Below are 20,624 nucleotides of genomic sequence, written 5' to 3' on the forward strand. Positions count from 1 at the left end.
ATGCCAATGACCATCAGCCTTCGCAATAAACTGATCGCCGCAGCTGGTGGCGGTGCAATGCTGATTGCCTCACTTTTCCTCGGTGGGCGGGATGGTGTCGAAGGGCGCAAGTACGAGGCCTATAAAGACGTCGCCGGGGTGTGGACTGTGTGCGACGGCCATACTGGGCGGGATATCGTCAGGGGCGAGACTTATACCGATCGCGAGTGTGACCAGTTGTTGTGGAAAGACCTCCAGCCAGCCAAGAGTACGGTAGACAATCTGGTCAGGGTGCCGCTGGGCGAGTATCAGCGCGCCGCGCTTTACAGCTTTGTCTTTAATGTTGGTTCTGACGCGTTCTCGAAGTCCACGCTTCTGCGCAAGCTGAATAAAGGTGATCACGATGGGGCGTGCGAAGAAATGCGCCGTTGGGTTTACGCTGGTGGCATGAAGTGGAAAGGTCTCCAGAACCGCCGAGAGATGGAGCGATCGATGTGTCTGGCGGAGAGCAAACATGACCTTTAGCCTTCGAACGGTTTTGCTGATTGCTCTCGTGCTCATGCTGTTGGCTATTGGTTATGGCGAGCTACGGTACAGGAATGGCTGGTATGCCCACGCTAACCACATCAATGTCCTGGCCGCCGATAAGCTGGCCAAAGCCGAAAAGGCTATTCAGCCTGTCGAACAGAAGGCGGCTCAGGCCAGCGACGAAGGCCGTATTATCTACCGAACCATAACCCGCGACGTGGTGAAATATGTCCAGGATCCAAATCGTACCGTTTGTGATTTTGATGATGAGTCTGTCCGGCTGCGCCGAGAGGCCATCGACGCTGCCAACTCCATCAGCGGATTTGATGCAGGAACCCTGCAAGGGAAGTGATGCCGGGACTAATAGCGATGAAGACCTTCAGGCCGATATCGAGACTGCTGAATGCCTACGTCAGTTGCGCCTTGATAAGTACCGCTGGCAGGCCTGGTATGACGCTGTGAAGTGATCGAATTCAACAAAAAATTTCCCTTCCGAAATAAAATCCATTACCTCAGAAGGGTGACCAAGTGGTCTTCGTTTCAAGTTAATTGCAGCATAGACTAATGTGTGTAAATAGATACTGTTATCTAAAAAAACACGCAAACTGCATCTTTACTTTTTCATTAGCTATGATTTTTAGTGGATTCTGGTCGGTTTGTAGATACAGTTTTTTTTGCCGCAAGAACTTTGAACACAGGCACTCTGTACTAATGTGCCTGTGTTTAAGATTCATGATTGAATGTTTTGCTGTGTAAAACTACTGAACATCACTGATTGTATGCAGTCTGAACGGAGGGGACACAATCAATCTTTGGATTTGAACATCCTGGCTGTGTTGCAGCTTACGTTTCGGTTCTAAACCTCAGCTTTTACTTGCGCTCAGGCCATTCACTTTTTCAGAACGCTGGAGAGCCAGCCGTCGCAGCAGCATATGAACGAATCTTTATGAGGTTGATACCTAACAGCGGGCCGAGCATGCGCTGACCAGTTTGGATAGTGTGATATCTGTCATGCAACGTGGAAAGAAAAGCGATCGTTCCTGCAGTTTATACTGTTTTGAATGGAGTAGTGTCGTCCCTGACAGTTCTCCAGCCGGTGACACCTGAGCGTAACCGTAAAGTTATCTTCTACATCGTTTCCCGGCCGGAGCCGGACTACATTTAGGAGTATCTGCTCTTCTCGCCGTTCAGGCCCAATATAGTCTTAACATAAGGCACGGACTCCACATCTCTTTCGGTGGCTTGAATGAGCCAGTTTCTAGCCTTTGAGATTGAATAAATCCGTTCATCGCTTATGCTTCCCTCAGCCATACGGGTGAGTTCTCTGATAATAGATGGAACAGTAATATCCAGATCCTTGAGAGCAAGAGAGAGTGCCGCTTCTCCTATTATGACATAGCCTTTCTCGTCGTGATGATTAGACAATAAAACCTCCTGTTTGTTGATGATAACTTCACTGTTAATGCTAGCCAAAGTCAGATGAACTGCATTCAGAATTCTCTTCACTTTAATTCTGGAGTTTTTTGTCACAGCTTTGGTCGCCGCTTTTAATGGCTAAAAAAAAGCCCTCTAAGGGAGGGCAACTGGAGATTTGGGTCGTTATAGTTAGTGCTTCTTACATTGAGGTACAGACTTTCCCGGTGTTAACAGAGATTATCAGTGAATTTTCAGCTTGGACTAGGATCCCGATAAAACAAGCGTGAGCGGTATCATTGGGAATATTCTTAATGGATTGTTTTGATTTCCATACTAATGGCTATAGCGGATAAATTATAAATAACCGCCGTAGGGGATAAGGCAGGATAGCAGGCATTCACTGAGTGCTTGTGATAATGCTCAACATAAGAGGGATTATGGCAAAGCCGAATGTTGCGTTGACGGCTAACATTTATTTCATCGCCAGCTTTTAATAGTATGCCTCTGGGTACCCAAAGGAGACGTGTATGTTTGTTGCAGAAGGATTGAAAGCTGATATTGATAATGACGGCTGGGTTAAAGGCTGGGGCGTAGTTCGTAATGCCCCATGGCACCTTGCAGGTGTTTATGCGACGAAAGATGTTGCAGAGACAAAAGCAGAGATGTTGGGTGATGGCTATGAGGCTCGCTACGGCTCCCATAGGCTTGGGAGTGACGACTTTATCTCCTAGCCCGCATCAGTAAGCATAATACCTTGAGCCACTGGCATACGCTGGTGGCTTTTTTTATGGAGAAAACAATGGTGCTGGATCCACAAGATAAAGCTCGATATCTGATGTTCAAAGGCGCTTTAAGCGAATTGCCGGAAGCGAACCGCGCAAAGATTGAAGAGACCTCCGAACGCATCCTAGCAATCATGTTTGAGGACATGGAAACAGGTGGCCCCGCGGTATCGCTGGCCATGTTCAAGGCACTCGAAAAGGAATAACGATTTATGGCAAAACCGGACTGGGGCGTGCTTCAGCAACGGTTCCTGTCCGACCATGCCGAAACCGGCGTATCACCGAAGGAATGGTGTGAAGCGCAGGGACTGAATTATGCAACCGCACGCCGACACATCAAAAAGCCTACTGCGCAAACTGCGCAAAAAACTGCGCAGAAGAAAGTGCGCACTGCGCAAAAGGAAAAGTGCGCAATTGAGCTGGTGGATGATGATGGCTTGACGGACCAGCAAAGACTTTTCGTCGCAGAATACCTTAAGGATCGCAATGCCACTCAGGCAGCTATCCGGGCAGGGTACAGTACAAAGACCGCGGATCAGATAGGTCATCAGCTACTTAAGAAAACTTCAGTTGCACAGGCGATCGAGCGTCAGCAGAAAGCGTCCATTGAGCGCACGCTTGGCAGTGCCGATGAAGTTCTCTCCCAGATGTGGCAACTCGCCACCTTCGATGCAAACCAGCTTTCACAGTATCGTCGCGGTGCCTGTCGTTATTGCTGGGGCTTCGGTCATCACTACCAGTGGCGCGATGCAGTGGAGTTCGATGAGGCGCTGGCAAAGTTAGAAGGCAAGGAGGGAGTTAAACCTCCTGAGGATCCAGGCGGTTATGGCTACGACCACAACCGGGAGCCTAACCCTGATTGTCCACGCTGCAATGGCGACGGGATCGGACAGCCATACTTCGCGGATACCCGGAAACTTCCTCCTGATGCAGCCCTGGCTTATTGCGGCGTGAAGCTGGGTAAGAATGGCGTTGAGATAACAGCCATTAGCCGCGAGCGCATGTATGAAGCCGTGATGAAGCGGCTTGGCCTGGTTGATAGCGAGTTTGCGCAGCGTCTGCAACAGATTGAAATCGAGCGTCGGCAACTGGAAGTCGAAAAACTCCGTAAAGAGCTTGCAGCCGATCCTGATGATGATGTTCCTGCACCAGTTGCAATCAACATTAACGTGGTAGACGCGAGGGTTCGTGATGATAGCGCCGACGCTTAACGTTCCCCAAGCGCGCTTCCTCGCAATGCCGCATAAGTTTAAGGCCTATGTTGCCGGGTTCGGTTCCGGTAAGACGTGGGTTGGCTGCGGCGGTATCTGCAAAGGGATGTGGGAGTTCCCCAAAATCAACCAGGGCTACTTCGCGCCGACCTATCCGCAGATCCGTGACATCTTCTACCCGACAGTGGAAGAGGTGGCTTTCGACTGGGGCATGAATGTCAAAATCAACGAGGGGAACAAAGAGGTTCACTTCTACGCCGGACGTCAGTACCGCGGCACGACTATCTGCCGTTCGATGGAGAAGCCAGGCTCTATTGTCGGCTTCAAAATCGGCAACGCGATGGTTGATGAACTGGATGTTATGGCTGCCGCAAAAGCGCAGCAGGCATGGCGAAAAATCATCGCTCGTATGCGCTACAAGGTTGACGGCCTGCGTAACGGCATCGATGTGACCACCACGCCAGAGGGTTTTAAGTTCGTATACCAGCAGTTTGTTAAAGCTGTACGGGATAAGCCTGAACTGGCAACGCTGTATGGCCTGATACAGGCCTCAACGTTCGATAATGAAGCGAACCTTCCCCACGATTACATCCCTTCGCTGATGGACTCCTATCCGCCAGAACTGATTAAGGCGTATTTGCGTGGGAAATTCACCAACCTGACCAGTGGCACCATCTATCACCAGTTCGATCGCCAGCTTAACGGCTGTACTGATGAGGAGCAGGCAGGCGAACCACTGTATATCGGCATGGACTTCAACGTCGGGAAGATGGCAGCCATCGTCCATGTGCTGCGCGACCGAGAACCGAGAGCTGTACGGGAGCTGGTGAAGGTTTATGACACTCCAGCGATGATTAAGCGCATCCAGGAGGAGTTCTGGCGCTATGAGGGCGGACGTTATGTCGCCTCTCGTCAGATTTACATCTATCCCGATGCTTCCGGCGATTCGCGCAAATCAAACAACGCCAGCGCCACGGATATCGCGCAGCTTAAACAGGCCGGGTTCAGCGTGGTGGTGAACGCCGCCAACCCGCCGGTGAAAGATCGCATTAACTCCATGAACGCCATGTTCTGTAACGGCAACGGAGATCGGCGCTATAAAGTCAACGTGACCCGCTGCCCGGTATACACCGACAGCCTGGAACAGCAGGTATGGGCGGCGAATGGCGAGCCGGATAAATCAGCTGATAACGATCACCCCAATGATGCTGGTGGTTATTACATCGTGAAGCAATTCCCGATCATCAAACCAACTGGCAAAGTCACCAACCTACGGATTTAACTCCATGCCTGATATTTCAACACCCAATCTGGACTATGGGAACATGGTGCAGGCGTGGGACATTAACGACGCCCTGATGGGCGGCACGCTGTATATGCGCGAGCTGGGTGAGGCATATCTGCCGCGCTGGCCGAAGGAAGACAAAGAGGATTACAAAAAGCGCCTGGCTGTGGCTACTCTGCTGCCGGCATATGAAGAAACCATCAACCAGAACGTCGGGCGCGTATTCGCGGAGCCTATCCAGTTGGGTGAGAACGTGCCGGATGCTCTGCGCGAGTTCGCGAAGAATGTGGATCTGGAGGGCAGTCGCCTCGATGTATGGGCGCAGGCGTTCTTCAGCCTGGCGATGCAGTACGGTCTGTCCCATGCGCTGGTGGACTATCCCCGGGTGAACGCCGAACAGGTGAAGACCAAGGCTGATGAGAAGGCCACCGGCGCGCGCCCGTACGTCACTATGCTTAACCCACGTCAGGTGATCGGCTGGAGATCGAAGATGACCGGCGGCAAGGTTGCGCTCACCGAGTTGCGCATTAAAGAAGTTGTTGTTGAAGACGGTGACGACTTCGGTCAGACGAAAGTCGAACAAATTCGCTACCTGACACCCGGGAAAGTGCAGATTTACCGGAAGGCTACTGGGGACAATGCCCAGGCGAACTGGACGCTGCACGACGAATGGACAACATCCCGCAAGGACATAACGCTGGTTACACTCTACACCAAGCGCACCGGGTTCATGTGCGGCTCGCCGCCGTTACTCAACATGGCGCTGCTGAACGTCAAGCACTGGCAGAGCCAGAGCGAACAGGACAACATCCTCCATGTCGCCCGAGTGCCGATCCTAACCGTGTTCGGGCTCGAGGAGGGGCAGGAACTAGTGATTGGTTCCTCTTCTGCGGCAAGTTTTAACAATCGGCAGGAGCAGGGCCTCGAATATGTTGAGCATACCGGTTCCTCCATTGGCGCTGGCAAAGAGTCCCTAGCTGACCTGGTGGAGCAGATGCGTCAGGCGGGAGCAAAGCTGCTGCGCACCGATAACACCTCGACCAAGTCTGTTGACCAGACCTCGGAAGAGAAGATGCAGGAACAGTCGCCGCTCTACACCATGGCAACCAGCCTGGAAGATGCGATCGACAACATCCTGCAAATCATGGCCGAGTACATCGGCGAGAAAGACGGGGGCAGTGTCGATGTCCGCACTGAACTCGATGTCGAGTCGAAAGAGTTCAACCCTCCGGCGGCGCTGGCTATTCAGTCGTTGCGCCAGGGTGGTGACCTCCGACGTGTTGACGCGATTAAGGTGCTGCAGAAGCTCAACCTGATTGACGCTGACGCAGATCCTGATGTGGTGCTGAGCGAACTGCTGGCTGAATCAGCCTCACTGACGGAACCTCCACTGGAAGAGGTGTGATATGGCCCGCTCCGTTAACGATCGCCTTCAGGACGAGACGATAGCGCACGGCCTGTATGTGAACCGCTACGGCACGGGCGTCGCACGGCGCATGGTGTCGCTGCTGAATAAAATGGATGCTGACCTGGCTGCCAAACTGCTGGTGCTGCTGGACGGCAAGCGTGCCGATACCTACAGTGCCCGCCGCCTGGCTTCGCTGCTGGCTGGCGTACGCGACTTAAACCAACAGGCCTATGAACCTGTTAACGTTGCGCTGGCGCGCGAACTGGCGCATTACGTTGAATATGAGGCCGGGTATCAGCTGGACCTGTTCAGCAGCATTATCCCGAAGCAGATCCTTAAGCATGTGCTGCTGCAGAGCATCGCACCCGAGCAGGTTTATGCCGCAGCAGTGGCGCAGCCTTTCCAGGGACGATTGCTGAAAGAGTGGGGACAAAAGCTTGAATCGGATCGGCTGGACAAAATCACCAACGCAGTGCGCTCCGGTTTCCTCCAGGGCGAAACGGTAGAGCAGATTGTCCGGCGCGTTGCCGGCACGCCGAAACTCAATCGTGAAGACGGGGTGATCAACGCATCCCGGCGCGACCTTTCGGTGGTGACCCGCACCGCTGTGAATCACATGGCCGCCACGGCGCGTCAGGAGTTCGCCCAGGCCAACAGCGATATCGTGAAGGCCAAACAGTGGTCCTCCACGCTGGATACGCATACCAGCCAGTGGTGCATTATTCGCGACCGCAAACTCTACACCCTCGACGGCAAGCCGCTGGGCCATGTGGTGCCGTATCTGCGCGGCCCCGGCAAAATCCACTTCTGCTGCCGCTCCGGAGAAATCCTGATCACGAAGTCGTGGGAAGAGCTAAAGATTCCGCGTGATGAGCTGAGCAACTCCACACGCGCCTCTATGGACGGTCAGGTACCAGCGCATACCAGCTATGCAGACTGGCTCGCCCGGCAGCCATACGCGCGACAGGAGCAGGTGCTGGGTGTTACCCGTGCGCAGATGCTGCGTGACGGCAAAATCACAGTGCCGGAGATGTTCAACGATGCCGGGGAGTTCCTGACCCTGGACGAACTACGCCGCGTGGATGCGTCGGCGTTTGAGGAATAGGGTATGCGTAACGAGGATTTTCACTTTGTGGGTGATGGCCGTGGCCGGCGCAGGGTGTTCGTTAATGGCAACGAGGTAAAGTGCTGTGTATGGGCCGACCTTAAACGAGGCGTCGCCTGCGTTCATCCACTCCCGCTGCGGATCCACAAGCGAAAGCGGGGTGAGGTTTACTCCCGCAAGCTTCGCGGTGAAATAACAATCGAATTTATCTAACAGGCTGCCTTCGGGCGGCCTTTTTTATGCCTGCCGCTGAGCGGATGCGACGCGGTGACCGGGTCGGATGACCTATTACCAATGGCCGGAAGGCTGGAGCAAAACAATGAAACTCAAACTTGATGCTAACGGCAATGTGGTCGTTGAAAACGGTATGCCTGTGTACGTTCATGATGACGGCAAAGAAATCCCGTTCGACGCGGCCGCAGCGATGACCAAAATCACCTCCCTGAATGGCGAAGCCAAAACTCACCGTGAGGCGAAGGAAGCGGCGGAAGCCGGTCTCGCCAAATTCGCTGGCATCTCCGACCCGACCAAGGCACTCGAAGCCCTGGAAATGATGACCAAAATCGACCAGAAGAAGCTGATCGACGCTGGCGCCGTTGACCAGGTTAAGGCCGAAATCACCAAGGTGTTCCAGCAGCAGCTGGACGAAGCGAACGGCAAGACCAAGCAGCTCGAAACCCAGCTCTACGACGAGATGATCGGCGGCCGCTTCGGTGGTTCGAAGTTCATCTCCGAGAAGATGGCGATCCCGGCTGAGTTCGTGCGTTCCCACTTCGGACAGAACTTCAAAATCGAAGACGGCAAGGTCGTGGCTTACGACGGGCAGGGCAACAAGGTGTTCTCCCGCACCAAACCTGGCGAACTGGCTGGTTTCGACGAAGCGCTGGAATCTTTGGTCGAGTTGCATCCGCAGAAAGACTACATCCTCAAAGCGTCCGGTAACAGCGGCGGTGGCTCCCACCAGTCGCAGCATCAGGCCGGGCAAAAAACCATGAAACGCGGTGCGTTTGACGCTCTGGATGGCGCAGGCAAGCAGGCTGCGCTGAGCGACGGCGTCAGCATCGTCGATTAATCGAAAGGAGCCATAAATGGCAGGCAACACCCTTACTGGTCTGATCCCGACCATCTACACCGCACTGAACGTAGTTTCCCGTGAGCAAACTGGGTTTATCCCTGCCGTTGCGCGAAATGCCAAAGCAGATGCCGCAGCCAAAGGCCAGATTGTGCGTGCGCCAGTTGCGCCAGTAGCTAAAACTGAAGACATCACCCCAGGAGCCTCCGCGCCAAACACTGGCGAGCAGGTGATCGATGGGGTTGATGTAACCATCACCAAGTCCAAAATGGCCCCGGTCAAGTGGAACGGTGAAGAGCAGTTGGCGCTTGGCCCGGCTGGCACCTACAACACCATTCTCGCAGACCAATTCCAGGAGGCGTTCCGTGCGCTGGCCAACGAAGTGGATGCAGACCTCGCGGCGCTGTTCTTTAACTCGTCCCGCGCTGTTGGTGCGCCTAAGGATACCCCGTTCAGTATCAAAGACGACCTGACCGATGCGGCACTGGCGCGCCAGATTCTGACCGATAATGGTGCTCCAACTACTGATATGCGTATGGTGCTTGGCGGTGAGGCAATGGCATCTATTCGTGGTAAGCAGTCTGTGCTGTTTAAAACGAATGAGGCAGGAACTGACCGGATGCTGCGTGAAGGCATCATCGGCAAAATCATGGGGTTCAATCTCCATGAGTCATTCAATATCGGCCGCACCCCGAGGAGCACGGCTGCTGGCTATAAGGTCAATGGCGCGAAGGTGGCTGGCGACATCATTGTTGCTATCTCTGCTGGTACCGGCGGGATCGCAGCTGGCGCCGCGGTGAAATTTGCCGGAGACGATAACCAGTACATGGTTGTGGCTGCTACCTCCTCAAGCATCACCATCAGCGCGCCTGGTTTGCGTCAGGATCTGGCGGACCAGGCTGCGGTCACTGTGCTGAGCGAGTTTGCGCCAAACATGGCCTTTGCCCGTACCGCATTCCTGCTTGCGAGTCGCACCCCGGCGATGCCAGAAGGTGGCGATACCGCAGATGATGTCATGAACGTGACCGATCCGGTTTCCGGCATTACCTTCCAGGTAGCGCTGTACCGCCAGTACCGCCAGGTGCGCTATGAAGTCGGTCTGTCGTGGGGTGTTGCTGCCGTTAAGCCACGCCACGCATGCATCATCATGGGCTAACCACTGGGGCTTCGGCCCCTTTGTTTTTCAGGAGGCCCAATGGCCGGATTAACCAAAGAGCAGCGCGCGCAGCGTGAGGCTGAAAAGCTTGCCGCGCAGAACGGAGCTGAATATGCTCCTGCCCAGCAGGAACAGCAGCAGGAACAGCAGCAGGAACAGCAGCAGGAACAGCAGCAGGAACAGCAGCAGGAACAGCAGCAGGAACAGCAGCAGGAACAGCAGCAGGAACAGCAGCAGGAACAGCAGCAGGAACAGCCAGGTATTGAGTTGGTGGCTATGGTGCGAGATACACCAGAGTTTCCCAGCGGCCCGCTGAGCGCTGAAGTTCACCCTGACGAAGTCGATAACTGGCTGGCGGTGGGCTGGCGTCTGGAGGAGTAAGCATGCTGGTTGCCGATCCCAAATCGCCTGACTTCAACAGCTATGCCAGCGTTGTCGACCTGCGCACGTTTGCGACCGGGCGCGGCTACACCGTACCTGCCGATGACGACGAGTGCGGCCAGATGCTGATACAGGCAATGGACTATCTGGAAGGGAAGGCATGGCGTGGCCAACGCTCCAGCGGATCGCAGCCGCTGTCGTGGCCGCGCGCTGGCGTACGCTTCGACGGCGTTGACCTGCCAGATGACACCATCCCACAGCGCCTGGTTGATGCGCAGTGCCGCCTGGCTCTCGAATCGCAGGAGATTGATCTCACGCCGTCGGTCGCTGGTGGTGGTGCGGTAACGATGGAGCGCGTAGAGGGCGCAGTCACGGTCCAGTACGAACCAGGTACGAATAAGGCGGCACCGTCATTCCCCTGGTTCTACTCCTCGTTGCGTGGGCTGGTGGTGGGCGGCAATCAGATCCGCATCGAAAGGGGGTGATATGCCAATCGACTACCGCCGCATGCGAAACACCGCAACGCGACTGCTGACCGAGAACGGGAAGGCTTATCCGCTGACCCGCGGCGGCACCACAACCCGCGATCAGTTCGGCAAAGAGGTCACCACGCCCGCAGTTACAGCCACTGTCACTGGCGTCATCACCGAATACTCCGCTCGTGAGATTGACGGCTCCCTGATCGCCACCGGCGACAAGAAGCTGGCGGCCACGTTCGAAACGGAAGTGCGCATTGATGACCGTATCGAAATCGACGGCAAGAAATGGCGCGTGGTGCAACCGAATCCGGTCAAACCTGCCGATGTGCTGATTTCCTACAACATCCAACTGAGGGCGTAACTATGGCTAGTTCAGCTAATCAGCCGTTCCTGGCTGCCATTCAGTTGTTCATAGATAGTTCAAAGCAGGAAGCAGAGGAGGTGGTGCGCCGGACGGGTATTAAAATCCTCGCTCAGCTGGTGGATATGTCTCCGGTAGGCCAGCCTGATATCTGGCAGGTCAACCAGACTGCGACGGCGTACAACACTGCGGTGCGGGAGCATAACGCGACCCTGCGTGATGCTCCTGCCAACCTGACCAAATCAGGACGGCTTAAGCGTGGCCTGAGAGTTAACGACTCGATGGACATCAAAAAGCCAGATGGCTATGTCGGGGGGCGCTTCAAGAACAACTGGTATGTGGGGTTTGATAGCCAGCCGACCCAGTCCAACGATACGCCGGACGCTTCCGGCCAGGGTTCCAACTCCCGCGGTCTGGCAGTGCTCGAGGTGTTCCGGGTGGAGCAGGTCAGCTCGATTTACTTCACCAATAACCTGTCATATGCCCAAGAGCTGGAAAACGGTCATTCCACACAGGCTCCCGGCGGCATGGTGGGTATCACTGCGCTGGATGCCGCGCAAATGTTCCGTGAGGCAATGAGCGAGATGCGCAATGGCCAGTGACCAGTCAATGCGTATCGCTGGCCTGCTGGAGAGCCGTGTTGCGGTTATCTGCTCGTCGCTTGGCCTGCCGGTGGCCTGGCCGAACATCGCGTTCACTCCCCCGGATAATGCGCCATACGGGCGTGTTTATATCCTGCCTGCGCAGACCGTTGGGCAGGATCTGGAAGGCCAGTTGCGTACGTACCAGGGCATTCTTCAGCTCAACATCATCGCTCCTGCTGGTAGTGGCGTGAATCAGGCCAGAGGGCTGGCTCAGTCCATCGCTGACTCCTTCCCCGAAGGGCTGCCGCTGGTGGATGGTGACCTGACCGTATACATCAACGGCCCGCCACAGGTGCGCACGCCGATACAGGATCGCCCAACATCTGCACCCAACGGCAGTAGCGGATCCATCACCTACACTACCCCCGTCAGCATGCAGTACCGCGCTGATTACTGACCCGCCAACCGGCGGGTTTTTTATTTCCTCAATTCAGGAGAATGCAATGGCATTCGCAATCCCTAACGGGTCACGTGTGAACGTGGCCAAGGCCTATCTTGCGCCGATTGTCTTCACAGCAGCCTCCAACGCGACGGAATGCGAACTGACCGTTGCCTCCGCTGCCGGGATCCTTGCAGGCGATGTCGTCCAGGTAAGCTCTGGCTGGCTCAAACTCGATAACATGGTGCTGCGCGTTAAATCGGTGACCGGCACCAAAATTGTGCTGGAAGCGTTCGATACCACCGACACCAAGAAATTCCCGGCGGGCACCGGCGCGGGTACACTGCGCAAAGTCGACTCGTGGATCACCATGCCACAGGTCATGACGTTGTCCACTGAGGGTGGTGACCAGCAGACCATTAGCGTGCAGTTCTTAGAGGATGATAAGGCCCGTACCATCCCGACGTTCAAAAATGCCGTGGTTCAGGTCTACACCTTCGCGCACGACCCGATGCTGGCTATCTACAAACGTCTGATTGACCTGGACGACTCCAGCGACACCACGGCGGTCTGGTTCCACAACCCTCGCGGGAAAGCGGATCGTTACTACTCTGCCAAAGTGTCGTTCCAGCGCGTGCCACGCACCGAAATCAACGCCGTGGAAAGCAACGAAGCGCGCATGAACTTCGAATCGGATATGCAGATTTACCCGATCGCCGACTCCTCCGCTATGCCGCTGGCCTTCCTGACTGACCTGCCTGCAACCAAATCAGTCGCCTCTGGTTCTGCGCTGGATCTGGCGGTTGTCATGCAGGGCGGTTCCGCGCCTTACACCTACGTGTGGAAGAAAGGCGGTACCGCTATCCCGGGCAAAACGGCCTCGACGTTCAACATCCCGTCTGTGGTATCCAGCGATGCTGGCTCTTACACCTGCGAAGTCACCGACGCCGCGGGCAAGACCATCACCTCTGGTGCGTGTGTCGTCACGGTCAGCTAACCACTCTGGCCCGGTTCGCCGGGCTTTTTTACGGCCCCATCCTGCACCTTTCTAAGGAACCGAAATGACCCAATTCTCCCTGATCCCAAACCCGACCTTTCCCGCCACTGCCAGCATTCCGCGCGCTGGTGCCGAAGACGGCAAGCTGACCTTCACCTTCCGACATAAGACGCTTGAAGAACTGCGCGTTATGGACGAAAAGCTGCGCAAAGCCGCTGAAGGTAAAAAGTCCCTTATCGAGCCACAGGCCGACTACCTGATGGAGATCGTTGACGGCTGGGCACTGCCTGACGAGTTCAACCGCGATCATGTGATCGTCCTCCTGCAGAACTACCCGCGCGCGTTCGACAACATCGGCCTGGCCTATACCAAAGAGCTGATGGGTGTACGCGAAAAAAACTGAGGCAGGTCGCCGCAGCGTTGTACACGCCGGGACCGACTCTCGCGGAGTTAGCCGCTTTTGGTTTGACGCCTGAGGACGTGGAGGAAGAGGTGGGGATCCTGCCGTCGGTATGGAAATCATTCACCATCTTCTCTGCGCTGGCGACCCAGTGGCGTGTTGGCGCGAGTGGGGCGACCGGCCTTGATTACAACGTTCTCCCCTGGGTGTTTGAGTTACACGGGGTTGAGGATGCGGCGGCCTGCATGGCTGACCTTCAGATTATGGAAAGCGAGGCTCTCAAAGTAATGCACAAGGAGACGAAATAATGACAGACCAGATCGCCTCGATTACTTTGCGGGCCGATGTTTCTGACCTGAAAACTGCCAGCAATGAGCTGGATAAACTCGGTGAGGCCGCGGCTGGTGCCGTCGGCAAAGCTGATGACCTTAACAGCGTTTTCCGCGCTGGTGCTGAGTCTGCAAAGCAGGGTAGCGAAGGCATCAAGGAGCAACAGGCTGCGCTGAAAGGCCTGCTGGAGAATATCGACCCGGTCACAAAGGCGCTGAACCGCCTGGACGAACAGCAGGCTGCGCTGCGTAACTTCCAGACCAGGGGCTTTCTGGATACCGATACCTTCCAAGCCTATAACAAGATCCTGGATGACACCCGGCTGAAGCTGACCGACACCGGCGAGGCAGCGGCGCGGGCCCAGGCCGAACTGGCAGCCACCCAGGCCGCCGAGAAGCAGTCCGCCGCGCTGAAGAACCTGCTGGGCTCCATCGACCCGACGATCCGCGCATTCAACTCGCTGGACGAGCAGCATGCGCAGCTGGTGGCACACTTCGAAGCGGGGCGCATTAACAGCGCCCAGTTCGAACACTTCAACAACATCCTCAACCAGACGCGCGAGCGGCTCTCTGGCGTCGCCGACGTGCTGCCTGAGGCGTTATCCCGGCAGGAGGCCACCGCACGCCGCGCCGGTATTTCTATAGGCCAGTACAGCGCGGCCATGCGCACGTTGCCAGCCCAGTTCACTGATATCGCCACGCAGCTGGCTGGTGGGCAGTCACCGTTCCTGATCCTGCTCCAGCAGGGCGGCCAGATTAAGGACCAGTTTGGCGGGGTCAAAGGAGCGCTGACAGGTGTTGGCGATTATCTTCGCACCATGATTGGCTTCGTTAACCCATTGACGGTCGGGATAGGTTCGCTTGTTGTAGGGGCGGGGGCGCTGGCAACGGCGTGGTACCAGGGAAGCCAGGAGGCGAGTGAATTTAATCGCCAGCTACTGCTGACCGGGAACTACACAGGTAAAACCTCTGCCGATCTTGCCCATATGGCTGAGCGTATTGGTGGTAGCGCCGGTAAAATTTCTGCGGCAGCGCAGGCCATTGCGGTCGCGTTGGGTACAGGTGCATTCAAAGGTAACGCACTCGAGTCTGTAGCGGCCTCAGCCGTGGCTATGCAGAGCGCCACAGGGCAGGCTATCGATAAAACGATCGCTGATTTCAAACGGCTCGCGGATGACCCTGTAAAAGCTTCTCTGGCCCTGAATGAGCAATATCACTATCTGAATGCGACCATTTACGATCAGATTGTTGCTCTGCAAAAGCAAGGGGATGCCACAGGCGCGGCAAAATTGGCTATGGACACTTACGCCAACGCCATGAAGAGCCGTTCGAGCCAGATTAAGGAGAATCTGGGTGATATTGAGCGGCTCTGGAAGGCGATTAAAGACAGTGCGGCATCTGCATGGGAGCAGATGCTTAACGTCGGCCGGCAGGTCACGCCAGAGGACACGCTTAAGGGACTGAGAGAACGGCTTAAGGCGCAGCAGGAAACGCTAAAAACTCTCCAGAGTAGTGCTGCTGCAAGTCCTGATTATGGCTATGGTCGCCAAAGCAGCAACTTCCAGGATGTGGCTGCCGCGCAGCGTCGTAAGGACCAGGAAGCGTTGGTTGCTTCGACCAAATCGCAGATCAGTGCATTAGAAAAAACACTGGCCCTGCAAACTCAGGCCGCCGAGCAAAAAGAAAAGGAGGCCGAGGCAAACCAGCGCGATCTCGAAGCGTCGCAGCGTCGAAATAACAACCTTGAGCAATTTGAATCCAATGCCGTAAAACGCGCTAAGGAACTCAAGCAGCTTGCAGCGGATCGGGCCAAATATACCGATTCCGAATACCAGATGATTAAAGCTGGTATCGAAAAACGCTATGCTGACGTAAAAACACCAAAAACCCCTGCTACTAAAGTTGATACCGGTACGCGCAGCCTCGACAGTACCAATGCTGAAACCCTCACATTGCAAGCCCAACTGAAAACACTTCAGGAGCATCGTGATCTTAATGATGTAATAAGCCAGCAACGTAAGCAGCAATGGGATTTGATCTCAAAATTCAGCATCCTGGAGGAGGCTTCCAAAACCCGAGCGCTTTCGAAAGACGAACAGGCTCTGCTGGCGACCAAAGACCGAGCTTTGGCTCAGACAGAAGTTAATGCTGGGCTGGGTGATCAGATTGCTATTCAGGAACGACTGAATCGGTTGCAGGACAGTTCTCAGAAGTACGTTACTCAAATGGCGGAAAAGACTGCCGCATTAAGCGATAGCGCTGGTTTGAGTAGTCGGCAGGCCCAGCGCTTAAGGGAAGAGGCTCAACTACGGCAAGGGTGGCTAAATGGCAGTGGTGACCTTGAGAGCGATGGCTATCAGAAGGAGCTGGCTGCGCTTAAAAACTATTACGCTGAAGAGGATAAGCTGCGCGCCGATTGGAAAGCCGGAGCGCTTAGTGGCTGGAATGAATATCTGGACGTCGCCACGAACACCTACGATGCCGTGAAGAATGTTGCCAGCTCCACGCTAACAGGCCTGAGCGACATGCTGACCGAGCTTATGACAACAGGCAAAGCGTCGATTAAAGAGTTCGGCAAGTCGATGCTCAAGATGATCCTGGATGTGACGAACCGCCTCATGGTCGCCTACGCAGTGCAGGCCGCAATGGGATGGATCAGCGGAGGCTCTGGTGGTGGCGCTACGCCAGTCGGAGCGTATGCGAACGCAGCTGCAGGGGTGACATTCAACGCTAAAGGCGGAGTCTATGAATCGCCGGGTCTCAGCAAGTACGTAAATGGCGTCTACGATTCACCTCAGTATTTCACGTTCCAGGGTGCCTCTAAGTTTGCCAAGGGTGGGGTATTCGCTGAAGCAGGAGCTGAAGCCATCATGCCCCTAACGCGTGATTCAGCGGGGAGGTTAGGCGTTAGAGCGCAAGGCGGCGGTGGGGTGGCCCCAGTCATCAATACTACTGTGAACGTCGATGCTGGTGGTTCAGCAACAGCTCATACGTCCAGTTCCGGCGATGCCATGGGTCGTGCGCTTGCTGAGGAGATGCAAAATGCCGCGCTGCAAGTGGTCCAAAAGCACCTTAAGCCTGGCGGCATGATCTATAACTTCACCAAAGGCCGGTAGTGTTTACTTTACCCCCTGGTTATCATGGACCAAACCATGCTAATCAAGGGGATGATGATGCGTTTACTGGGAGCAGTAGCTTTGCTAATGGCTACAGCATTCAATGTAAGTGCCGCAACCGAACTATGCGAGGGGAAGGTATTCTCTCCACAGATAAATGTCGGCAAGGCGAGTTTTGATGGTGTCGATTACGAAATAATCAAAAAGGGGAGAGACGCTGCTTATAGTGGAGTGGCGATGGATCTTGATAAAAGCGGATCTCGCATGGCGTCAACATTTCTAGTGAACGATGACGCTACTCGCTGGATAAGAGTTATGCCAATTTCCGGTACTGGTGAGTTGGTTGGAGACAATTTCAACACAACATTAGTGGCAAGCGGCTTCATTGGCAAAGTTAATGGGGCGGAGCCGCCGAAGGCCAGTGTCTACCGCTGTGGACCAAAATGATGGATAAATTCTTCGATGACCCACTGTTTGCACAAGCTATAGAGTGGGTTGTTGTAAACCAGAAGCCGTCTGTTTCGGGCCTTCAGCGAAACCTTCGGATAGGATTCAATAGAGCAGAAAAGCTCATTAATTGGATGGAGGTTATTGGGATAATTACGCCCATGAGTTTTAACGAAGAAACTGAAACCTTTGGGCGTTCGGTTCTGGTTGATACCATTGAGGCTGCTGTTCTATTAAAAGATACGCATTGCGAGGCTCCAGACTTGAGCAACGTAATTCCATTCCCAAACCGAAAGTGACCATCAATCCCACCGACCACCCAGCCTCGCTAACGCGGGGCTTTTTGTCGCTAATCGATTGAGATCAATGATTCAGCATTTGCCGTTGCGCCTGTACTTTCTCCTGATAGGATTGATCTTATCTTTAACTGATGGGGATAGGGATGTGAAGAAAATTCTTGTTGTTCTATTGGTGTCACTTTTCTCGCTAACAGCAACGGCTGCAAACAAACCATGCTCAGGTAAGAAAGGTGGAATATCGCATTGCTCAGGTGAAAAGTTTGTTTGTAATGATGGAACTATCAGCAAGTCTAAGAAGGTTTGCCAGAAATAGCTGTTTATAAATGGCTCTCACTATCAAATTAAAACCCGCTTCGGCGGGTTTTTTTATGGAGTAAATATGGCAGTTGAAACCTACGGCTGGCGCTCGCAGCTCGGTGCCGGGCCTATTGAATATGACCAGACGGTGCGTGCAGCGCAGTTCGGCGATGGATACGAACAGGTCGCCGAGAACGGCATCAACTCCACGGCCATTCAGGTGCCGATGAAGCACACCGGTACCGATGCCGAGGTAAACGCGATCCGTGACTTCCTGCTGGCTCATACCGTAAAGGCTTTCATCATCACGCCGCCTGGCGAAGAGAAGGGGCTTTACCGGACTGTCGCTAACTCGGTTCGCAAGAACCAGATTAGCAGCAAATTCTCTGAGCTGACCTTCACCATCAAACGGGCCTATGGGGTATTCGCATAATGGCACTCGTCGACCAGGCGGCGAAGCTGGCACCGGGCGGCAGGGTCCGTCTGGTCGAAGTGGATGCCTCAGAGTTCAGCGGCGGGATCCACCGCTTCCACTACGCACCATTCCCCCACACGCCAGCAGAGATTGACGCGGCGAACGGCGACGAGGCCCGACTGGGACCGAAGCCGATAATCTGGGATGGCAACGCATACGAGTTCTGGCCTTTCCAGATGACCGGGCTGGAGCTGTCAACAGATCAGGCCGCAGAGCCGACGCTCAGCGTTTCCAATCTCGATGGCCATATCACCGCGCTGTGCCTTCAGTTTAAAGACATGGTTAACGCGAAGGTGAGCATCATCGACACCTACGCCGTATACCTCGATGCGGTGAACTTCCCGGGCGGCGTTAACCCGACAGAAGACCCGACCGCCTTCTCCCTGCAAACCTTCTGGCTTGATACCAAAACGGCAGAAGACGATGAAGTCGTTTCGTGGTCGCTGAGCAGCCCGGCAGACCTGCAGGGGCAGGTGATCCCGACCCGGCAGATAACCTCGCTCTGCGAATGGGCGCTGCGCGGGCAATACCGCAGCGGTGACGGCTGCACCTACAACGGCACGGCGTATTTCGATGCCAAGGGTAATGTAGTGGCCGACCCTGCGTTTGACGTATGCGGCGGCTGCCTGAGCGACTGCCGTAAGCGTTTTGGGGCCGGGCTGGCAGAGCCTAACGCAGCAAACCTCGATTTTGGCGGCTTCCCGGCAACCGTTCTCTTCTCCCGATAACCGGACATCAAAATGAACAAAACCATTATGGCGGCGATCCGTGCGCATGCGCTGGAGGAATCCCCGCGCGAGTGCTGCGGCTTCGTCATCCAGTCGGGGCGACGCCAGCGTTACATCCCGGTGCCGAACAGCCACGAAAACCCGACGGAACATTTCCGCATTGACGGCGAGCACTGGGCGAACGCTGAGGATGTCGGAACCATTATCCGGGTCATTCACTCTCACCCGGGCGACGGCGCGCGGCCTATCCCGTCTGACCTCGATCGCCAGCAGTGCAATAACTCCGGCGTGGTCTGGGGCATCTATGCGCCGGACTGCGATGAATACGCAGAGGTAACGCCGGACGCCATACCGCTGATTGGCCGCCCGTTCATTCTGGGCTCGCACGACTGCTGGGGGCTGGTCATGGACTGGCACGCCACCCAGGGCGTGATGCTTAACGATTTTCGCGTGGATTACCCGTGGTGGGAAAGCCAGTATCCGGACAATCTCTATTTTGACAACTGGGAGCGGGAAGGGTTTGTCGAATGCGATCCGGCGCCCGGCTGCATGGTCATCATGCAGGTGGAGTCTGCCAAGTGGAACCACGCGGGGATCATTACCGAAGAAGGCGAACTGCTCCACCACCTGTACGGGCAGCCATCCTGCATCACGCCATATGCCCGCGGTTACTTCAAAGACCGGACCATGATCTGCGTTCGCCACAAAGACCTGCCGCAGGAGATACAGCCATGGCGCGCTTAACCACTATCCGCCTGTATGGCGCGCTGGGAGCCCGGTTCGGGCGTGTCCATAAACTGGCCGTGCAGACATCGGCAGAAGCCGTGAAGGCACTCTGCATCAACCTGGACGGGCTGGAAAGCTACCTGATGAACGCCAAAAAGAACGGAATGACTTTTGCGGTGTTTCGCGGTAAGCGCAACATCGGGGCGGATGACTTCAGGGACTTGACTGGTGATACCGATATCCGCATCGCGCCAGTGATGGAAGGGGCAAAGAACGCAGGAATGTTCCAGACGATCCTTGGCGCGGTGATGGTCGTTGCAGGCATAGCTACGGGGATACTCACTGGCTGGACCGGTATCGGTGCGACGTTCGCTGCAGGATTGATAATGTCCGGCGGCTCAATGATGGCCGGCGGCATTTACCAGATGCTCTCGCCGCAGCCCAAAGGCCTGCAGGGGCGCGATGACCCGGACAATAAGCCAAGTTATGCCTTTGGCGGTGCCGTGAATACCCTGGCAATGGGTAACCCGGTCGCGCTGCTGTATGGCGAGCGCGAGATCGGCGGCGCCATTATCAGTGCGGGGATCGTAGCTGAGGACATCTGACGACTTCTTTATCTTCAAT

At 55.3% G+C, this 20,624-nt stretch carries 27 protein-coding genes; 26 read left to right on the top strand and 1 reads right to left on the bottom strand.

Features of this window, described 5'->3' with window-relative positions; translation table 11 throughout:
* Both ACOYA6_RS06210 and ACOYA6_RS06215 read left to right on the top strand, forming a co-directional pair.
* Positions 1 to 504, top strand: a complete 504-nt coding sequence (locus ACOYA6_RS06210; protein WP_422654261.1) for a lysozyme — start codon at positions 1 to 3, stop codon at positions 502 to 504.
* Positions 494 to 859: a hypothetical protein gene (locus ACOYA6_RS06215; protein ID WP_422654262.1), complete on the top strand. Its 366-nt coding sequence runs from the start codon at positions 494 to 496 to the stop codon at positions 857 to 859. Before ACOYA6_RS06210 ends, ACOYA6_RS06215 begins: the two co-directional genes overlap by 11 nt.
* 809 nt (positions 860 to 1,668) lie before the next feature.
* Here the strand turns inward: ACOYA6_RS06215 and ACOYA6_RS06220 are convergent.
* Positions 1,669 to 1,932, bottom strand: a complete 264-nt coding sequence (locus ACOYA6_RS06220; protein WP_422654263.1) for a hypothetical protein — start codon at positions 1,930 to 1,932, stop codon at positions 1,669 to 1,671.
* A 518-nt stretch (positions 1,933 to 2,450) separates the two neighbouring features.
* On the opposite strand from ACOYA6_RS06220, the gene ACOYA6_RS06225 reads away from it, so the two are divergent.
* From ACOYA6_RS06225 to ACOYA6_RS06340, 24 genes are all read left to right on the top strand, one after another.
* Positions 2,451 to 2,654, top strand: a complete 204-nt coding sequence (locus ACOYA6_RS06225; RefSeq protein ID WP_422654264.1) for a hypothetical protein — start codon at positions 2,451 to 2,453, stop codon at positions 2,652 to 2,654.
* A gap of 23 nt (positions 2,655 to 2,677) precedes the next feature.
* Positions 2,678 to 2,911: a hypothetical protein gene (locus tag ACOYA6_RS06230; protein ID WP_422654265.1), complete on the top strand. Its 234-nt coding sequence runs from the start codon at positions 2,678 to 2,680 to the stop codon at positions 2,909 to 2,911.
* A gap of 6 nt (positions 2,912 to 2,917) precedes the next feature.
* A complete protein-coding gene (locus ACOYA6_RS06235) occupies positions 2,918 to 3,916 on the top strand; it encodes a terminase small subunit (RefSeq protein ID WP_422654266.1) in 999 nt (332 codons plus the stop codon).
* Positions 3,894 to 5,198, top strand: coding sequence for a terminase large subunit domain-containing protein (locus ACOYA6_RS06240; protein WP_422654267.1), 1,305 nt, complete (start codon positions 3,894 to 3,896; stop codon positions 5,196 to 5,198). The genes ACOYA6_RS06235 and ACOYA6_RS06240 overlap by 23 nt, the downstream gene beginning before the upstream one ends.
* Positions 5,199 to 5,202: 4 nt before the next feature.
* Positions 5,203 to 6,606, top strand: coding sequence for a DUF4055 domain-containing protein (locus ACOYA6_RS06245; RefSeq protein WP_422654268.1), 1,404 nt, complete (start codon positions 5,203 to 5,205; stop codon positions 6,604 to 6,606).
* A gap of 1 nt (position 6,607) precedes the next feature.
* Positions 6,608 to 7,714 carry a phage minor head protein gene (locus tag ACOYA6_RS06250; protein WP_422654269.1) on the top strand — a complete coding sequence of 369 codons (1,107 nt, stop codon included), beginning with the start codon at positions 6,608 to 6,610 and terminating at the stop codon, positions 7,712 to 7,714.
* Positions 7,715 to 8,033: 319 nt separating this feature from the next.
* Complete coding sequence (locus ACOYA6_RS06255) at positions 8,034 to 8,786, top strand: DUF6651 domain-containing protein (RefSeq protein WP_422654270.1); 753 nt, start codon at positions 8,034 to 8,036, stop codon at positions 8,784 to 8,786.
* Between the two features lie 16 nt (positions 8,787 to 8,802).
* Complete coding sequence (locus ACOYA6_RS06260; protein WP_422654271.1) at positions 8,803 to 9,942, top strand: P22 phage major capsid protein family protein; 1,140 nt, start codon at positions 8,803 to 8,805, stop codon at positions 9,940 to 9,942.
* A 39-nt stretch (positions 9,943 to 9,981) separates the two neighbouring features.
* Complete coding sequence (locus tag ACOYA6_RS06265) at positions 9,982 to 10,323, top strand: hypothetical protein (RefSeq protein WP_422654515.1); 342 nt, start codon at positions 9,982 to 9,984, stop codon at positions 10,321 to 10,323.
* Between the two features lie 2 nt (positions 10,324 to 10,325).
* Entirely contained in the window at positions 10,326 to 10,808 is a 483-nt protein-coding gene (locus ACOYA6_RS06270; protein WP_422654272.1) for a DnaT-like ssDNA-binding protein, read from the top strand.
* A 1-nt stretch (position 10,809) separates the two neighbouring features.
* Complete coding sequence (locus ACOYA6_RS06275; protein WP_422654273.1) at positions 10,810 to 11,163, top strand: hypothetical protein; 354 nt, start codon at positions 10,810 to 10,812, stop codon at positions 11,161 to 11,163.
* Between the two features lie 2 nt (positions 11,164 to 11,165).
* The gene (locus ACOYA6_RS06280) at positions 11,166 to 11,765 is read left to right on the top strand and encodes a hypothetical protein (protein ID WP_422654274.1); all 600 of its coding nucleotides are present in this window, start codon (positions 11,166 to 11,168) and stop codon (positions 11,763 to 11,765) included.
* Positions 11,755 to 12,204: a phage tail terminator-like protein gene (locus ACOYA6_RS06285; RefSeq protein ID WP_422654275.1), complete on the top strand. Its 450-nt coding sequence runs from the start codon at positions 11,755 to 11,757 to the stop codon at positions 12,202 to 12,204. The genes ACOYA6_RS06280 and ACOYA6_RS06285 overlap by 11 nt, the downstream gene beginning before the upstream one ends.
* A 46-nt stretch (positions 12,205 to 12,250) precedes the next feature.
* The gene (locus ACOYA6_RS06290) at positions 12,251 to 13,183 is read left to right on the top strand and encodes a phage tail tube protein (protein WP_422654276.1); all 933 of its coding nucleotides are present in this window, start codon (positions 12,251 to 12,253) and stop codon (positions 13,181 to 13,183) included.
* A gap of 64 nt (positions 13,184 to 13,247) precedes the next feature.
* Positions 13,248 to 13,586 (top strand): phage tail assembly chaperone, encoded by a 339-nt coding sequence (locus ACOYA6_RS06295; RefSeq protein WP_422654277.1) that lies wholly within the window; start codon positions 13,248 to 13,250, stop codon positions 13,584 to 13,586.
* Between the two features lie 17 nt (positions 13,587 to 13,603).
* The gene (locus ACOYA6_RS06300) at positions 13,604 to 13,891 is read left to right on the top strand and encodes a DUF1799 domain-containing protein (RefSeq protein WP_422654278.1); all 288 of its coding nucleotides are present in this window, start codon (positions 13,604 to 13,606) and stop codon (positions 13,889 to 13,891) included.
* Positions 13,891 to 17,028, top strand: coding sequence for a phage tail tape measure protein (locus ACOYA6_RS06305; protein WP_422654279.1), 3,138 nt, complete (start codon positions 13,891 to 13,893; stop codon positions 17,026 to 17,028). Before ACOYA6_RS06300 ends, ACOYA6_RS06305 begins: the two co-directional genes overlap by 1 nt.
* 24 nt (positions 17,029 to 17,052) lie before the next feature.
* Positions 17,053 to 17,475 (top strand): hypothetical protein, encoded by a 423-nt coding sequence (locus ACOYA6_RS06310; RefSeq protein WP_422654280.1) that lies wholly within the window; start codon positions 17,053 to 17,055, stop codon positions 17,473 to 17,475.
* Positions 17,472 to 17,774, top strand: a complete 303-nt coding sequence (locus tag ACOYA6_RS06315) for a DNA translocase FtsK (protein ID WP_422654281.1) — start codon at positions 17,472 to 17,474, stop codon at positions 17,772 to 17,774. Before ACOYA6_RS06310 ends, ACOYA6_RS06315 begins: the two co-directional genes overlap by 4 nt.
* Before the next feature lie 154 nt (positions 17,775 to 17,928).
* Positions 17,929 to 18,087, top strand: a complete 159-nt coding sequence (locus tag ACOYA6_RS06320; protein WP_373407777.1) for a YdcA family protein — start codon at positions 17,929 to 17,931, stop codon at positions 18,085 to 18,087.
* Positions 18,088 to 18,153: 66 nt separating this feature from the next.
* Positions 18,154 to 18,504: a phage tail protein gene (locus ACOYA6_RS06325; RefSeq protein WP_422654282.1), complete on the top strand. Its 351-nt coding sequence runs from the start codon at positions 18,154 to 18,156 to the stop codon at positions 18,502 to 18,504.
* The gene (locus ACOYA6_RS06330) at positions 18,504 to 19,274 is read left to right on the top strand and encodes a phage minor tail protein L (RefSeq protein ID WP_422654283.1); all 771 of its coding nucleotides are present in this window, start codon (positions 18,504 to 18,506) and stop codon (positions 19,272 to 19,274) included. The genes ACOYA6_RS06325 and ACOYA6_RS06330 overlap by 1 nt, the downstream gene beginning before the upstream one ends.
* A 12-nt stretch (positions 19,275 to 19,286) precedes the next feature.
* Positions 19,287 to 20,018 carry a C40 family peptidase gene (locus ACOYA6_RS06335; RefSeq protein ID WP_422654284.1) on the top strand — a complete coding sequence of 244 codons (732 nt, stop codon included), beginning with the start codon at positions 19,287 to 19,289 and terminating at the stop codon, positions 20,016 to 20,018.
* The gene (locus ACOYA6_RS06340) at positions 20,006 to 20,605 is read left to right on the top strand and encodes a tail assembly protein (RefSeq protein ID WP_422654285.1); all 600 of its coding nucleotides are present in this window, start codon (positions 20,006 to 20,008) and stop codon (positions 20,603 to 20,605) included. The genes ACOYA6_RS06335 and ACOYA6_RS06340 overlap by 13 nt, the downstream gene beginning before the upstream one ends.
* Positions 20,606 to 20,624 lie beyond the last annotated feature (19 nt).

The sequence above is a fragment of the Leclercia barmai genome, from assembly GCF_049312895.1.
GTDB classification, from domain to species: domain Bacteria; phylum Pseudomonadota; class Gammaproteobacteria; order Enterobacterales; family Enterobacteriaceae; genus Enterobacter; species Enterobacter barmai.